Genomic DNA, 15,419 nt, shown 5'->3' with positions numbered 1-15,419 from the left:
CCGATCAGCGGTCCGCCGCCATGATCGACTCCAGGTCCTCGTCCGCGTCCTGATCGGTGGACGCGGCGGCCTGCTCGGCCTTGGCCGCACGCTTCCGCTCCCGCTTCGCGAGACGTCGCTCGGTGCGCCGCTCCAGGAGCAGGTAGAGCACCGGCACGAGGATGAGCGTCAGCAACGTCGAGGAGACGAGACCGCCGATCACCACGATCGCGAGCGACTGCGAGATGAAGACGCCGCCGCCGGTGAGGCCGAGGGACATCGGCACCAGGGCGAAGATCGTCGCGCAGGCGGTCATGATGATCGGTCGCAGTCGCAGCCTCGCGCCGTGCAGCACGGCGTCGTCGATCCCGTCACCCCGCGCACGATACGAGTTGACCAGGTCGATCAGCACGATCGCGTTCGTGACAACGATCCCGATGAGCATGAGCAGGCCGATCATCGACGGGATGCCGAGCGGGGTGCCCGTGATGAGCAGTGCGGCGATCGCACCGGTGGCCGCGAACGGCACCGAGACGAGCAGGATGAGCGGTTGGAGCAGGCTCCGGAACGTCGCCACCATCACGATGAAGACGAGGACGATCGCGATGAGCATGGCGAGGCCGAGCTGCGCGAACGACTCCTCCTGATCCTGGGCGACACCGCCGACCGACGCCGTGACGCCGCTCGGGAGGTCGAGGCCGTCCAGCCCCTGCCGCACCGCGAGCGTCGTCGCGCTGAGGTCGTCACCGGTCGGGGTCGCCGACACGGTCACGGTCCGCACGCCGTCGATGCGGGTGATCGCTGCGGGGGCCTGCTCCTCCACCACCTGCGCCACCGCGCTCACGGGGATCGGGACGGCGTTGACGTTGGCGAGGTCCTTCTGCGCCTGGGTGAGACGGTCGGCCTCGGCCTGCTGCTCGGCCGCCTCCGCCTCCGCGTCACGCATCGCGGTCAACTGCTCGTCGAGCGTCGTGATGGAACCCTGGAGCTGGATGATGGCGTCACTGAGCCCCGCGAGCTGCGCGGCACGGGCCTCATAGGCCTGCCGGGCGGCCTCCTCCTCCGGGGTGGTGGGCGTGACCGGCGGGACCTCGACCGGAGCCGCCTGCAGGGCGCTCAACTGCGCTCGGAGCGCGTCGAGCTGCGACGCGGCCGTCGACCGCGCCTCCTGGAGCTCGGACCGTTGCGTCGCCGTCTGGGACGCGGCCTCGTCCTTCGCCCGCTGCGTGGCCTGATCCTGCTCGGCCGTGAGCGCATCGGTCGCGGCCTTCTGAGCTGCGGCCTGCTGCAACGCACTGACCGGGAGCGGGAGTGCCGCGATCTCCGCCGGCGTCGTCCCGACGCGTTGCGAGCGGACGATGATGTCCCGCGAAGCACCCTCGAGGATGACCGAACCCGTCGGCGTGCCGCGGAGTGCGGCGGCGATGGCCTGCCCGACCTGTTCCTGCGTGAAGCCGTAGCGAGCGGCGGCGGCGCGGTCCACGTTCACCTTCAACAGTCCCTGCTCGTCGGCGAGGTCGCTCGTCGCGTCCCGCAGACCGTCGGTCGTGCCGAGCATCTCCTGGACGGTCGAGGCGGCCGTCGCCAGGGCCACGGGGTCCTCGCCCTGGAGCGTCACCTCCATGCCACCGCCGCCACCGGCGAGTCCTGCACCGGCGTCACCGACGGTGATCTCACCGACGTCGTCGAGCTTCGCCACGGCGTCGCGGATGGTGTCGACCACGGCCTCCCGTGAACTCTCCTCGCCCACGGTCACACTGATCTGCGCGGTGTTGCTCGATCCGCTCCCACCGACGGTGGTCAGGTACCCGGACACCCCGGCGGTCTTCGCGAGGACGGCCTCGACGGTCGCCGCCGCATCGCTGGTCACGTCCAGACTCGTCCCCTCGGGGAGCTCCTGGGTGACGGTCACCGTGTTCTCGCCGCCGATGTCTCCGAGGTAGTCGGTCTTCAGGAACCCGGCCGAGACGATCGTCCCCGCGAACACGACGGCCGCGATCAGCAGGGTGACCACCGGCCGCTTGAGCGCGGTGGTGAGGACCGGGAGGTAGGCGCGCTGCAGTTTGGAGTACGCCTCCGATTCGTCCTCCTCGACGGTCGGAGCGGCGTCGGTGGCCGCTACCGGCGAGGAGGAGCCGCGCATGAACCAGTAGGCGAGGACGGGGACGATCGTGAGCGACACCACGAGCGAGGCGATGAGCGCCACGGAGACGGTGACGGCGAACGGCCGGAACAGCTCACCCACGGTGCCTCCGACGAAGGCGACGGGCAGGAACACCGCGACCGTGGTGATGGTCGAGGCCGTCACCGCACCGGCCACCTCGCGGACCGCGTCGACGACGCTCGAGGCGGTCATGGAACGACCGCTGTGTCGACGCTTGATGTTCTCGATGACCACGATGGAGTCGTCGACCACCCGCCCGACCGCTACCGTCAGGGCGGCGAGGGTGAAGATGTTCAGCGAGTAGTCGCCGATCCACAACCCGATCATCGCGATGAGCAGCGAGAGGGGGATCGAGACGGCGGTGATGATCGTCGAGCGGATCGACAGCAGGAACACGAGGATCACGATGATCGCGAACAGGAGCCCGAGCCCGCCTTCGACGGAGAGGTCGTGGATCGATTGCTCCACCATCGGCGACTGGTCGAACACCACGGTGAACTTGGCTCCGGATCCCAGGTCCTGCTCGAGACCGGGGAGGGCGTCACGGATCGCGTGCGCGAGTTGGACGGCGTTCGCCGACGGGTCCTTGAGGATGGTGAGGGAGAGCGAGGGGAGGCCGTCCGCTCGCGCGATGGAGGTCTCCGCCGCGGGCACGAGCTCGACGTCGGCGACGGCGGAGAGGGCGAACGGCCCGTCCTCGTGCTGGATGGGGAGCGCTTGCAGCTCCTCGAGCGATCCGACCGCCGAGCCGACCTCGATCGACAGTTCCTTGCCGGCGTCGACGCTCGTCCCCGCCGCGGTCACCGCGCCGCTCGCCTGCACCGCAGCCACGACCTCCTCAGCCGTGACCTTCTTGGCGGTGAGGTCGGCCGGGCGCATCGTGATGACGAGCTGGGTGGCGTTCTGTCCGGCCAGGTCGACCTGGCGGACGCCGCTGATGCCGCGGAGGGCGGGGAGGACGGTGCTCTCGACCCGGCCCGCGAACTCCCCGGACTCGTCTTCGGAGGCGATGGCGAGCTGGAGGACGGGGATGTCGTCGCTGCCCCCGGCGAAGACCTCGGTGGTCGTGTCGCTCGGGAGGGTGCTCTTCAGACCCGCGAGCGCGCTCCGGATGTCCCCGACGATCTTCTCGTCGTCCTGCCCGAAGTCCCAGCTCACCTGCAAGGAGGTCGAGCCGCCGACGGAGGTCGAGGTGACGCCGGTCACGCCCTTGATGCCCTGCACCGCCTGTTCGACCGGCTCGGTCACCTCCCGCTCCACGGACGCGGGCGATGCACCGGGGTAGGTGGCCGACACGTAGGCGCCGGGCTGTTGGACGGACGGCAGCAGCTCCTGCTTCAGGGAGCCGACGGCGAAGAGGCCGAACACGACGATGGCGGCGGTGATCAGGCCCACGATCAATCGGTTGGCGAGACTGAGCCTCGTGAGGAATGACATGGGCGGCTGGCCTCTCGGTCGCGGAGTGGGCGCGAGTCGCCCCACTCCACGCTAGGGAGCGTCGTCCGGCGGCACATCCACACGATGACGGACCTGCCGAGGCCTGTCCATCCGCCGATCGGACGACGCCGATGGTCCTGGGGTACCAGGTGCGTCCGCCGGTCCGAGGCCGCCTTGACGGCGAGGTCCACCGATACGAGGCGTACCCTTGATACCCGAGTGCGCGCCGCCGGTGCGCCGGAGCGAGGAGGGTACGTGGATCTGCAGGCGGCCGACCTCCCGAAACTGCGGCGTGATGCGCAACTCGAACGCGACGTCATCATCGAGCATCGTGCCCGAGACGGCGAGGACCCGTGGGACTTCCTGCCGTCGATGCCGACGGTCGACGAGCTCGTCGTCGCCGTGCTCCGGGACGACGCGCTGCACGCGCGAGGGCTCGCCGCCCAGCACGCCATGGCACGGCTCGCGGGGTACTCCTCGTTGGAGGACGCCCAGGATCACCGCGACAATGCGGACCACTTGGAGTACGAGGTGCTGCGGGAGATCGCGCGGGTGCATCCGGAACTGACCCGCGCGGTCTGGCGGATGTCGGGAAAGGTGGCTCGACCCCCGTGGGAGGGCGACGACGCGGAGTGACGCCGTCTGCCTCGACGACACCCGTCGGGCAGTTGTATTCCAGAATGCGAATACGACACATGGTGGGTGACAACCGCTGATCGTGGGCGCATACTCAAAATATGCAGCTAGCTGATCGTTTCCGCGCATGACGGAATCCAACCTGTCCGAGACGCCCGGACGAAGCACCGCCGACCGCCGGAAATGGTTCGGACTCGTCGCCATCAGCGTCGCCGTCGCGCTCATCATCGTCGACTCCACCATCGTCAACGTCGCGATCCCGTCGATCGTGGAAGACCTCGGTATCTCGTCGACACAGGTCCAGTGGGTCCAGGAGTCCTACACCCTCGTCTTCGCCGCGCTCCTCATCGTCTTCGGGACCCTCGCCGACCGGGTGGGTCGGCGGAGGATGCTCCTCCTCGGCGTCGTCGTCTTCGTCGCAGCGTCGGTGTTCGCCGCACTCGCAGCGACCGGCGAGCTCCTGATCCTCGCGCGGGTCGTCCAGGGCGTCGGTGGTGCGATGATCCTCCCCACCACCCTGTCCATCATCAACGCGACGTTCCGAGGGCGCGACCGGGCGATCGCCTTCGCCGTCTGGGGGTCGACGATCGGCGGCATGGTCGCGGTCGGGCCGCTCCTGGGTGGCTGGCTGACGACCGACTTCTCGTGGCGCTGGGCCTTCGGCATCAACGTGCCGCTCGGTGTCGTCATCGTGATCGGCCTGCTCCTGTTCGTCTCCGAGTCTCGCGACGTGGCGACCGGAGGCATCGACGGTGTCGGCGCTGCGCTGTCGATCGTCACCAGCTCGTCCCTCGTGTTCGGACTGATCGAAGGTCGGAGCCTCGGCTGGTGGACGACCGAGGCACCACTGGTCGTCGGCGACTGGACGTGGCCGTTCACGCTCTCCCCGGTGCCCATCGCGCTCCTGGTGACCGTCATCGGTGCGATCGCGTTCGTGCTGTGGGGCCGCCGGCGCATGCGGCAGGGGCGGAGCACCATCATCGCCTTCTCCCTCTTCTCCCTGCCGTCGTTCCGCAACGGCAACATCGCTGCCCTCATCGTCTCCCTGGGCGAGTTCGGCATCATCCTGTCGCTCCCGATCTGGCTGCAGAACGTCCTCGGATACAGCGCGCTGCAGACGGGCGTGGTCCTCCTCGCCCTGGCGATCGGATCGTTCGTCGCCAGCGGCTTCGCCGGTGCCTTCGGGAACCGCGTCGCGCCGGTGACGATCGTGCGGGTGGGCATCCTCGCGGAGGTCGCCGGTGTCATCGGTGTCGGGTTCGCGGTCGGAACCGACACCCCGTGGTTCGCGATCGCCGTGTCCCTCTTCGTCTACGGGTTCGGTGTCGGGCTCGCGACCGCACAGCTGACCGGCGTCGTCCTGAAGGACGTCCCGATCGAGCAGAGCGGGCAGGGCTCGGGGACGCAGAGCACGGCGCGGCAGATCGGATCGGCCCTCGGCATCGCCGTCCTCGGCACCGTGCTGTTCGTCAGCACTGCTTCCGTGCTCGACGCACGACTCGACGACGCCGGGATCCCGGTGGCACAGCGCGACGCCCTGGTCTCGAGCGTGGTCGACAGCGCCGGGGCGTCCATCGCCGGACTCGCCGCAGACCCCTCGACGGCCGCGGTCGCCGAGGACGCCAAGGTCGCGCTCTCGGACGGCACGCGATACGCGGCCTTCGCTGCCGCGGCGTTCCTCGTCGTCGGCTTCCTCGCGACCCTCTCGCTCGGTCACGGCCGGCGGGAGGACGAGGGTGTGCCGGACGATGGCGACGCCGATCGCATCGTGTCAGACGGGACCTAGCCCGACGCTCGGTGGTGCTCCCGGCGGAAGCCGTGACCTCCCGGTGCACCAGCACCCAGGTTCGTTTGGGGCGCCACCGTAGAATCGTGAGCGGACCACTCCGCCTGAGCGACGTGGTCCATTAGCCCATGACACGATCAAGCCGCCTCCCACGCCTCCTCAGCGCCCTCGCAGCAGCCGCGCTGTCGTTCGCCGTCGTGTCCTCCGGGCTCTTCTCGCCAGGGTCCCTCGCCGCTGCCGCGCCCCTGCAGACCGCTCATTCCGCTGCGACACCGGACGGCCTCGTGTCGGTCGAGGTGAGTCCGAGTGACGGGGGAGCGGTCGAGCAGTCCTCGATCACCTCCTTCGGCATCACCCTGACGAACGGCACCGACGACGACCTGCCGGCCGGCTCCCTCTCCCTGGCGGTCACCACCGCGCGCATCACCGGGACGGCAGCGCTCGACACGTGGCTCGACACCTCGGGTGCCGACGCGGCGACGACACCGACCGGGACGACCGTGGTGCGGACCATCGACATCCCGGAACTCATCGCCGGGCAGCAGTACGTCGTGAGCGGCCTCGACTTCACCCCGCCTGCGCTCGGGTTCGACGACGCGGACGCTTGGGGCTCCTACGGTGTCTCCGCCGGCTACACGGCCGGGGACACGGCCGCCGGAGGGCGGACGGCGTTGGTCTGGCGATCCCAGGGACAGCCCACCGCGGCCTCCGTGGCCCTCGTGGCCCCACTCACCGTCCCGATCCGCTACGGCGGGCTCCTCGACGCCGACGAGCTCACCGAACTCACCGAGGACGACGGCGCCCTCACCACCCAGCTCGACGCGTACTTCGGCGAGCAGATCGCCCTCGGCATCGATCCCCGGATCGTCGCCTCCATCAGAGCGCTCGGCACCCGTGCACCCCAGGGCGCCGTGGCCTGGCTCGCCCGACTCGAGGCCGCACCGAACGAGACGTTCGCCCTTCAGTACGGCGACGCGGAACCCGCTGTCCAAGCCGAGGCCGGGCTCGGACAGCTGATGGCACCGACCTCGTTCGACTTCGCCCTGGACGTCGCGGACTTCCCTGCAGTGCAGCCCACCGACACCCCGACGCCGACCGACACACCGACCACCGACCCCGACGGCGTCCAGCCGAGCCCGCAGACCGTGCCGTCACCGGCGACGGCGACCGACGGCGCGTCCCCGACCGCCACGCCGTCCGACGGATCCACCCCGACACCGTCGCCCTCCGAGACACCCGCTCAACCTGTCCCGACCGTTCCGACGATGGCCGAGCTGCTCGAGTGGAGCTACACCCTCCCGAGCATCGTCTGGGCGGGCGGCGCGGTGTCCGACGCCGACCTCTCCGTCTTCACCGCGTCCGGTGGCGCGGTCGCGATGATCGACTCCGACAACACCTCCACGAGCGGCCAGACGCTCCGCGCGTCGGCGACGGCCGGGACCACACCGACCCTCCTGGTCGACCACGGCCTCGCCGACTCCTTGAGCGCCGCCGCCTCGGCGACGACGGACAGCGCGTTCCAGAACGCCATCGCAGACGTGAACGCCCGGGCCGCCGCCATCGGGACCGAGGGGTCGACGGGCGGAACGGTCGTCGCCGTCCTCCCGCGCGCCGTCGACGCTGCCCTTCCAGCCCTGGGCGACACGGTCAACGCGCTCCGCTCGTTGCCGGCCACGTCCCGGACGTCCCTCGCGAGCACCCTCACGGAGCCGCCGACCGCGGTCACCCTCGGTGCGATGGCCCCGAACGACGACCGGGTGTCGGATGTCCGGGTCCTCCTCGACGACGAACGACTCGTCACCGAGTTCTCCTCCGTGTTGAACGACCCCGAGCTGTTGACCGGGCGTGAGCGCGCCACGCTGCTCTCCAGCCTCGCGGCCGGGTGGCTCCCCACGGCGGAGGGGTGGGGCGCCGCGGTCACCGCGCAACAGGAACGCACGGACACCGTCCTCACATCGGTCCGCGTGACGGACAGCAGTCGCATCAACATGGTGGGCGGCGAGGTGTCGTTGCCGTTCGCGGTCCGGAACGACCTGCCGTACCCCGTCACCGTCGTGATGCAGGCGTCGCCGAGCAACGGTCGCCTCAGCATCTCCGGGTCCGTCACGCAGGAGATCGCCGCGGATTCACGGGCCACCGTCCTCGTCCCCGTCCAGGCGCAGATCGGGAACGGTGACGCCACCCTCCGACTGCAACTGTTCAGCACGGGTGGTCAGGCCATCGGCGAGCAGTCGTTCGTCGGGGTGAACGTCCGCGCCGACTGGGAGGGCATCGGCGCCATCGTCCTCGCGCTGCTCGTCGCCCTGCTGTTCGTCAGCGGGGTGATCCGCATGGTGCTCAGCCGGCGGGCGAAGCGTCGTGCTCTCGCCGCTTCCGCGGGCGTCGCTCCGGACGACGATGAGCGTGCGGACGGAGAGCCCCCGGTAGAGTCGTCACCCGGACGACGGGAGACGAATGGCTGACGGCATCGGCAGGGCGAGCGCCCTCCTCGCCTCGGGGACGCTGGTCTCCCGGCTCCTCGGCTTCGTCAAGGCCATCCTGGTGGCACAGGCGATCGGTGTCGTCGTCATCGGTGACACCTTCGCCATCGCGAACCAGTTGCCGAACACCATCTACGTGATCATCGGCGGCGGTGTCCTGAGCGCCGTGCTCGTGCCGCAGATCGTCCGAGCCGGGATCCACGCCGACGGTGGCAACGCGTACATCAACAAGCTCGTGACGATCACCCTGGTGTTCATCGGCGGAGCCACGGCGGTCATCACGCTCCTGGCACCGGTCTTCGTGTTCATCGTCGCCGCCGCCCTGCCGCCGGAGCAGTTCGCGCTCGCGACGGCGTTCGCCTACTGGTGTCTCCCGCAGATCCTGTTCTACGCGCTGTACACCGTGCTCGGTGAGGTCCTCAACGCCCGCAAGATGTTCGGGCCGTTCACCTGGGCGCCCGTGCTCAACAACGTCATCGCGATCGCCGGCCTGATCGCCTTCATCGGCCTGTACGGCAGCGGCGATCTCGCCGTCCGCGAGTGGACCGACGGCCGGACCGTCCTGCTCGCCGGGTCCGCCACGCTCGGCGTCGTGGTCCAAGCCGCGTTCCTCATGCTCTTCTGGCGGAAGGCCGGGCTGCGCTTCCGGCCCGACTTCCAGTGGCGGGGCGTGGGACTCCGTGCCACCGGCCGGATCGCCAGCTGGACCTTCGGCATGCTGCTGCTGACGACCGGTGCGGGGATCATCGAGACCCAGATCGTCGCCTCCGTCAGTAACCAGGGGCCGTCCGTCGCGATCCTCAACTACGCGTGGCTGATCTTCATGCTCCCGCACTCGATCATCACCGTCTCCATCGCGACGGCGTACTTCACCCGCATGAGCGAGCACGCGCAGGGGACACGGGAGCAGGGACGGGACATCCCTCGGCTCCAGGCCGACATCTCGGCCGCGATCCGCGTGGTGAGCGTCCTCATCGTCCTCGCAGCCGCCGTCATCATGGTCGTCGCCGTCCCCTTCGGCAGCGTGTTCGCCGAGACCTTCGAACAGGCGCAGGCCATGGGCGGCATCGTCATCGCCTTCGTCATCGGGCTCGTCCCGTTCTGCATCCTCTTCGTCCTGCAGCGCGCCTTCTACGCCCTCGGCGACACGAAGACCCCCTTCTTCTTCACCCTCTTCCAGACGCTGCTCTTCGTGCTGCTCGCGATCATCGTCATCCTCGTCCTCCCGGCTCACCTGGTCGGTGCCGGTGTCGCGCTCGCCATCACGATCGCGTGCGTCGCGCAGACCGTGGTCGCCGCACTGTTGCTCCGTCGTCGACTGGGCGGCCTCGACACCAAGCGGATCCTCCTCAGCCTGCTCCGGTACGTCGCGGCCGCCGTGCCGGCCGCAGCGGTCGGTGTCGTCGTCCTGCTGCTGTTGGGCGGCGTCGGCGAGGAGGGGTTCACCACCGCGACGATCCCCGGGGCCATCATCACGATGGCCGTCGTCGGAGCCGTCATGGCCGCGGTCTACCTGGCCGTCCTGGCCCTGCTGCGGACGCCGGAACTGCAGGCCGCTCTGGCGCCCGTCCTGGCCCGCCTCGGCCGCTGATCACCGGGCAGGCGGGTCGGACTCATCACGCCCACCTGAGAGCTGTCCGAGGCCCCGCAGGACCGGAATAGGCGCCGGTTAGGATGTGTTACACCACTCGGAAGCCCGGAACCCACCTGGTCCGGGAGTCCACGAACCACTGAGGAGCATCGTGCGTCAGGTCATCATCATCGGATCAGGACCCGCCGGCTACACGGCGGCGATCTACGCTGCGCGCGCCTCGTTGCAGCCGTTGCTCGTCGCGTCGTCGGTCGAGGCGGGCGGCGAACTCATGAACACCACCGAGATCGAGAACTTCCCGGGCTTCCCCGACGGCATCCAGGGCCCTGAGCTCATGATGAAGTTGCAGGAGCAGGCCGAGCGGTTCGGCACCGAGGTGCTCTACGACGACGTCACCGACCTCAAGCTCGATGGTGACGTGAAGACCGTCACCCTCGGCAACGGTCAGGTCCACGAGGCACACACCGTCATCTTCGCCACCGGTTCCGCGTACCGCAAGCTCGGACTGGCCGACGAGGAGCGTCTCTCCGGCCACGGCGTCTCCTGGTGCGCGACCTGCGACGGGTTCTTCTTCAAGGAGAAGACCATCGCGGTCATCGGTGGCGGCGACAGCGCGATGGAGGAGGCCACCTTCCTCACGCGCTTCGCGTCGAAGGTCTACGTCATCCACCGCAAGGACACGCTCCGCGCGTCGAAGATCATGCAGGACCGCGCTTTCGCGAACGACAAGATCGAGTTCATCTGGAACAGCGAGGTCGCGGGGATCACCGGCGCCGACGCGGTCGACGGCGTGACGCTGCGATCCACCACCGACGGCACCGAGACCCACCTGCCGCTGGGCGGCTTGTTCATCGCGATCGGCAACGACCCACGGACGCACCTCATCCACGGTCAGCTGGACCTCGCTCCCGAGGGCACCATCGCGGTCAAGGGTCGCTCGTCGAAGACCAACCTGCCCGGCGTCTTCGCCGCCGGCGACGTCATCGACCCCACCTACCGTCAGGCGATCACCGCTGCCGGCAGTGGCACCATCGCGGCCCTCGACGCGGAGCACTACCTCGCCGACCGCGAGCAGGCCGCAGGCGAGTTGTCCGCTATCGGCGAGGCTCAGACCGCTGGTCGCCCGCAGCCCTCCGACCCGGTCCTCGCCACCACCGTTTGATCGACCGCGCGCCCATCTCGACGCGCGCACCACGAAGGAGAACACTCATGTCAGATGCAGTCACCGAAGCAACGTTCGACGAGCTGGTCATCAACAGCGACAAGCCCGTCCTGGTCGACTTCTGGGCCGCCTGGTGCGGTCCGTGTCGCGCCGTCGGCCCGATCCTCGACACCATCGGCTCTGAGAACAGTGACAAGATCACCGTGCTCAAGCTGAACGTCGACGAGAACCCGAACCTCGCGATGAAGTACCAGATCACCTCCATCCCGGCCATGAAGGTCTTCAAGGGTGGCGAGGTCGTTCAGACCGTCATCGGCGCGAAGCCGAAGGCCGCCCTCGAGAAGGACCTCGCAGCTTTCATCGGCTGACCAGGAGATCCTTCTCGTTCAGAACCGCCCGACTCTCCGGAGTCGGGCGGTTCTTCGTTGGTGCGGGCCTCTTGGGTCGACTCTGACGAGACACAGCTGCAGCCCGAGGTTTCACGTGAAACCTCGACGTCGAACCACGTTTCATACCGTTGACCAGGGATTTGTCCCGATAGTCGACGCAGGGTGAAACGAGAGCAGTGGTGTGTCGATATCTCGTCTCATCCACGAACACGGGGACCGGTCGACTGACCGGTCCCCGTGTTTCACGTGAAACCTACTTAGGAGGACTGGCCGAATCCGGACTCGCCGAGCTCGCTGAGGATGCGGTTGAGGTCCGCGATCGTCGCGAACTCGACCACCATCTGGCCCTTCTTCGCGCCGAGCGTGACCTTCACCCGAGTGTTCAGTCGGTCGCCGAGTCGGTCCGCGATCTCGTCGAGCTGGCCACGGCGGGACCCGGCGATCGGCCGCGGCTTCTTCGCCTGGACGCCCTGAGCTGCGGCAGCTTCCGCCGCGCGAACGGAGAGGTCTTCGTTGACGATCTTGTCGGCGAGACGCTGCTGTGCTTCAGGGTCCGTCAGAGAGAGGATGGCCCGTGCGTGGCCGGCGCTCAGGACGCCCGCTGCGACGCGCTGCTGGACCGCTGCTGGCAGCTTGAGGAGCCGGATGGTGTTGCTGATCTGCGGGCGTGAGCGGCCGATCCGGTTCGCGAGCTCGTCCTGGGTGATCCCGAAGTCCGCGAGGAGCTGCTGGTACGCAGAGGCTTCCTCCAGCGGGTTCAGTTCGGAGCGGTGAAGGTTCTCGAGGAGCGCATCACGGAGCATGTCCTCGTCCGCGGTGTCCTTGATGATCGCGGGGATCCGGTCGAGTCCGACCTCTTTCGAGGCCCGGAGGCGCCGCTCACCCATGATGAGCTCGTACTGCTCGTCGTCGCCGGGGATGGGGCGGACGACGATCGGCTGGAGTACACCGACCTCGCGGATGCTGGTCACGAGTTCGGCGAGGTGGTCCTCGTCGAACACGGTGCGCGGCTGGTTCGCGTTCGGGACGATGAGCGCGGGGGAGAGGTAGGCGAGCCGCGCGCCGGGGACGGCGACGAGCTGTGGGCCATCGGACGGGGTCGCCTCCGATGACGGTGCCTGAGGCTCGGCGGCCGCAGCAGCAGCGTCGGCAGCGGCGGTAGCGGCGTCCTTCGCGGCCTTCCGAGCCGTCCCCTGGTTGTCGGGGAAGAACACGTCGACGGGACGGTTCGCCTGAGTATCGGAGCTCGTGGTCGGAATGAGGGCACCGATTCCGCGGCCGAGTCCGGTTCGTTTCGTTGCCATCAGTGACTGACTCCCTCAGGTTGGTTCGTATCGGGTGATGCGTGCTGCTGTGCGGCCCAGCGATTCGCTATCTCGGCAGCGGCCTCGAGGTAGGACACCGCACCAAGCGACGTCGGGTCGTAGCTGATGACGCTCTGTCCGAAGCTGGGCGCCTCCGAGATGCGCACGGCGCGGGGGATGATGGACTCCAGGACCTGACCGGTGAAGTGGTCGCGGACATCCTGTGCGACCTGCTGCGCGAGGTTGGTGCGGCCGTCGTACATCGTGAGCAAGATGGTGCTCACAGCCAGACCAGGATTCAGATGGCGCTGGATCAATTGGATGCTGCTCAACAGCTGGCTGAGCCCCTCCAGCGCGTAGTACTCGCACTGGATCGGGATGAGCACCTCCTTTGCCGCGACGAACGCGTTGATCGTGAGGAGGCCGAGCGACGGCGGGCAGTCGATGAGGACGTAGTGGAACGGCTCCTCGGCGTCCTGGATGAACTGCTCGAGGGCGGTACGCAGCCGGTGTTCACGTGCCACCTGGGAAACGAGCTCGATCTCGGCACCGGCCAGGTGGATGGTGGAGGGGGCACAGAAGAGGGTGGGGAACTCGGGGCTCTGCTGCACCACGTCGGCGAGCGGGAAGTCGTCGATCAGGACGTCGTACACGCTGGGCACGTCCGAGTGGTGCTCCACACCCAGCGCCGTGGACGCATTCCCCTGCGGATCGAGGTCGATGACGAGCACCCGGGCCCCTGAGCGGGCGAGAGCCGCACCGATGTTGACCGTCGTTGTCGTCTTGCCGACTCCGCCCTTCTGATTGGAAACCGTGAACACCCGGGTGTGGTCTGGAGTCGGCAGCGTCGCAGTAGCCAAGGCTTTGCGCCTCTCAGTCAGATGGTGGAGTTCGCGAGCCAGGGGAGTCGATGCATCGAAGGCGCTACCAACGGAGTCGCGCGCGGATGCTGCGGAATGCGTTGGTTCGGGTTGTTTCACGTGAAACCTTCTCGCTCGAAACGTGTTCTTCAACCGTACCAGCGCAGGCTGACGCGGGGGACGGGGATCTGCCACGAGCGCGACGGATCCGAGGGTGTCGGGCGCTGGACTTCGGGCACATTCTCCGCCGTGGGCTCTCCGAGGGATCGATACCGCCGGCACCGGCGCACGTCAGGGCGTGAGTTGTGCACACACTTATCCACAGGCGCTCCCGAGGCTTGACGGCATTCTGGCGTTCACTGAATCTCGGCCGCTGTCGCTCCGACGACACCGGACCGATCGCCTTGCTCGGCGACCGCCCGAGCTGGGTGGCTCCTCGCTCGCGGGACGAGTGCTCGATGGATCCGCGGAAACATGCGGATTTTCGTGCCGTACGGCTGGTTCTGGACGAGCACCGACACTCAACCACCCCCGGCAGACAGTGCCCTCATCGACGACCCGCCAATGGATGCGCGAGCAGAAACGGGAGATGAAGGCCGACGAACCGTGCCAGCTGCCGCAAACTGTCCACAGAGTTATCCACAGAGAGCAGCCGCTCGAGTCGGCAGTGGATCATTGCGAACGGCGCGTGCGTTCCGCGCCAGTGTTTCACGTGGAACATCGCGATGTCCTGCCAACCCAAGCGCACTCAGAACGTCCCCCGCGACACCGGTGGCCGCCCGGACCCGGCCGGATGCCCCCCTCCGAACGGACGCCGTCCCGCACTCCTCGCGAGTCGCGAGGAGGCGCAGTTGTGGCGGCGCCAAGAGTACAGCCAGCGTGGTGTAGACCTACCGAGGCCTATCCGACGCGGCGTACCTCAGGACCGCACCATGGTTTCACGTGAAACACGACGCGCCTCGCGAACCTGTTCATCGACGGGCCGCAGTCCGCCTACGCCGGAGGTCTGTTCCGCGGCATGGCGGATCCTCTCCATGGCCAGACATCCACTGGCGGCGGTCCTCTTCTCATCGCTGCGCAGACCGCACGCCTCATGCGCAGGCAGGAAGTTCAGCGGCTAGTCGTGCTGCGTCTACGGCGCCGTCCGCTGGAGTCGAGACACGCCGCTCATCAACGCATAGGAGCAACGCCACCGTCCGGCGTTGTCACAGTACCGACGGCAGCATATCCACGCGGGGCGATGGTGTTTCACGTGAAACACCAACTCCGCGCACGGGCTGATGCCCATACCCCTGAATACCAATGGTGTTCGCGGATGAGCGACGCTCGGCCTGGCGCGGTGCAAGCCGGTGCCGAGTGGGGGAGCGGGCTCGGTTCCTCCAGGACTGCGAGAACCGCGAGTCGTCAGCGGTTGGCTCCCTCAGCGACCTCGGCTGTTCCGGAGCCGGCATTCGCGCAGTGGGGTCCGCCACGCGCGCTTCCGTCCAGGCGCCGCCCCTAGGTGGGTCGGAGACCGGTCTGTGGTGTCCACTGGCTCTGTCCACCGCATGGTGTCTCGCACCGGAGTCTCAGTTGGATCAAGACGGACCCATCCGGCGCATTCCGCTGTGCGCACGACACGTCGTTCCACG

General features: G+C 68.4%; 9 protein-coding genes. 6 read left to right on the top strand and 3 right to left on the bottom strand.

The genetic code is table 11. The annotated features are described in order from the left end of the window. Nucleotides 1-4 precede the first annotated feature (4 nt). The gene (locus tag ASE44_RS18990; RefSeq protein ID WP_056780529.1) at nucleotides 5-3,580 is read right to left on the bottom strand and encodes an efflux RND transporter permease subunit; all 3,576 of its coding nucleotides are present in this window, start codon (nucleotides 3,578-3,580) and stop codon (nucleotides 5-7) included. 255 nt (nucleotides 3,581-3,835) lie between these two features. Between ASE44_RS18990 and ASE44_RS13245 the strand changes: the two genes are divergently transcribed. From ASE44_RS13245 to trxA, 6 genes are all read left to right on the top strand, one after another. Continuing rightward, the gene (locus tag ASE44_RS13245; RefSeq protein WP_157579947.1) at nucleotides 3,836-4,216 is read left to right on the top strand and encodes a hypothetical protein; all 381 of its coding nucleotides are present in this window, start codon (nucleotides 3,836-3,838) and stop codon (nucleotides 4,214-4,216) included. 127 nt (nucleotides 4,217-4,343) lie between these two features. Next, nucleotides 4,344-6,002 (top strand): DHA2 family efflux MFS transporter permease subunit, encoded by a 1,659-nt coding sequence (locus tag ASE44_RS13240; RefSeq protein ID WP_056780527.1) that lies wholly within the window; start codon nucleotides 4,344-4,346, stop codon nucleotides 6,000-6,002. A 128-nt stretch (nucleotides 6,003-6,130) separates the two neighbouring features. Next, nucleotides 6,131-8,464 carry a DUF6049 family protein gene (locus ASE44_RS13235; RefSeq protein ID WP_056780526.1) on the top strand — a complete coding sequence of 778 codons (2,334 nt, stop codon included), beginning with the start codon at nucleotides 6,131-6,133 and terminating at the stop codon, nucleotides 8,462-8,464. Beyond that, complete coding sequence (murJ, locus tag ASE44_RS13230; RefSeq protein WP_056780523.1) at nucleotides 8,457-10,073, top strand: murein biosynthesis integral membrane protein MurJ; 1,617 nt, start codon at nucleotides 8,457-8,459, stop codon at nucleotides 10,071-10,073. Before ASE44_RS13235 ends, murJ begins: the two co-directional genes overlap by 8 nt. Nucleotides 10,074-10,224: 151 nt before the next feature. Further along, entirely contained in the window at nucleotides 10,225-11,235 is a 1,011-nt protein-coding gene (gene trxB, locus ASE44_RS13225) for a thioredoxin-disulfide reductase (protein WP_056780521.1), read from the top strand. A gap of 47 nt (nucleotides 11,236-11,282) precedes the next feature. Continuing rightward, nucleotides 11,283-11,603, top strand: coding sequence for a thioredoxin (trxA, locus tag ASE44_RS13220; RefSeq protein WP_056010228.1), 321 nt, complete (start codon nucleotides 11,283-11,285; stop codon nucleotides 11,601-11,603). 278 nt (nucleotides 11,604-11,881) lie between these two features. On the opposite strand, the gene ASE44_RS13215 is transcribed toward trxA, so the two are convergent. Both ASE44_RS13215 and ASE44_RS13210 read right to left on the bottom strand, forming a co-directional pair. Beyond that, nucleotides 11,882-12,928 (bottom strand): ParB/RepB/Spo0J family partition protein, encoded by a 1,047-nt coding sequence (locus tag ASE44_RS13215; protein ID WP_056780518.1) that lies wholly within the window; start codon nucleotides 12,926-12,928, stop codon nucleotides 11,882-11,884. Continuing rightward, a complete protein-coding gene (locus ASE44_RS13210; protein ID WP_157579945.1) occupies nucleotides 12,928-13,908 on the bottom strand; it encodes a ParA family protein in 981 nt (326 codons plus the stop codon). Before ASE44_RS13210 ends, ASE44_RS13215 begins: the two co-directional genes overlap by 1 nt. Between the last annotated feature and the right edge of the window lie 1,511 nt (nucleotides 13,909-15,419).

Origin of the sequence: Plantibacter sp. Leaf1 (genome assembly GCF_001421315.1) — a bacterium.
GTDB lineage: Bacteria > Actinomycetota > Actinomycetes > Actinomycetales > Microbacteriaceae > Plantibacter.
This window is presented reverse-complemented; position numbering and strand designations above follow the sequence as displayed.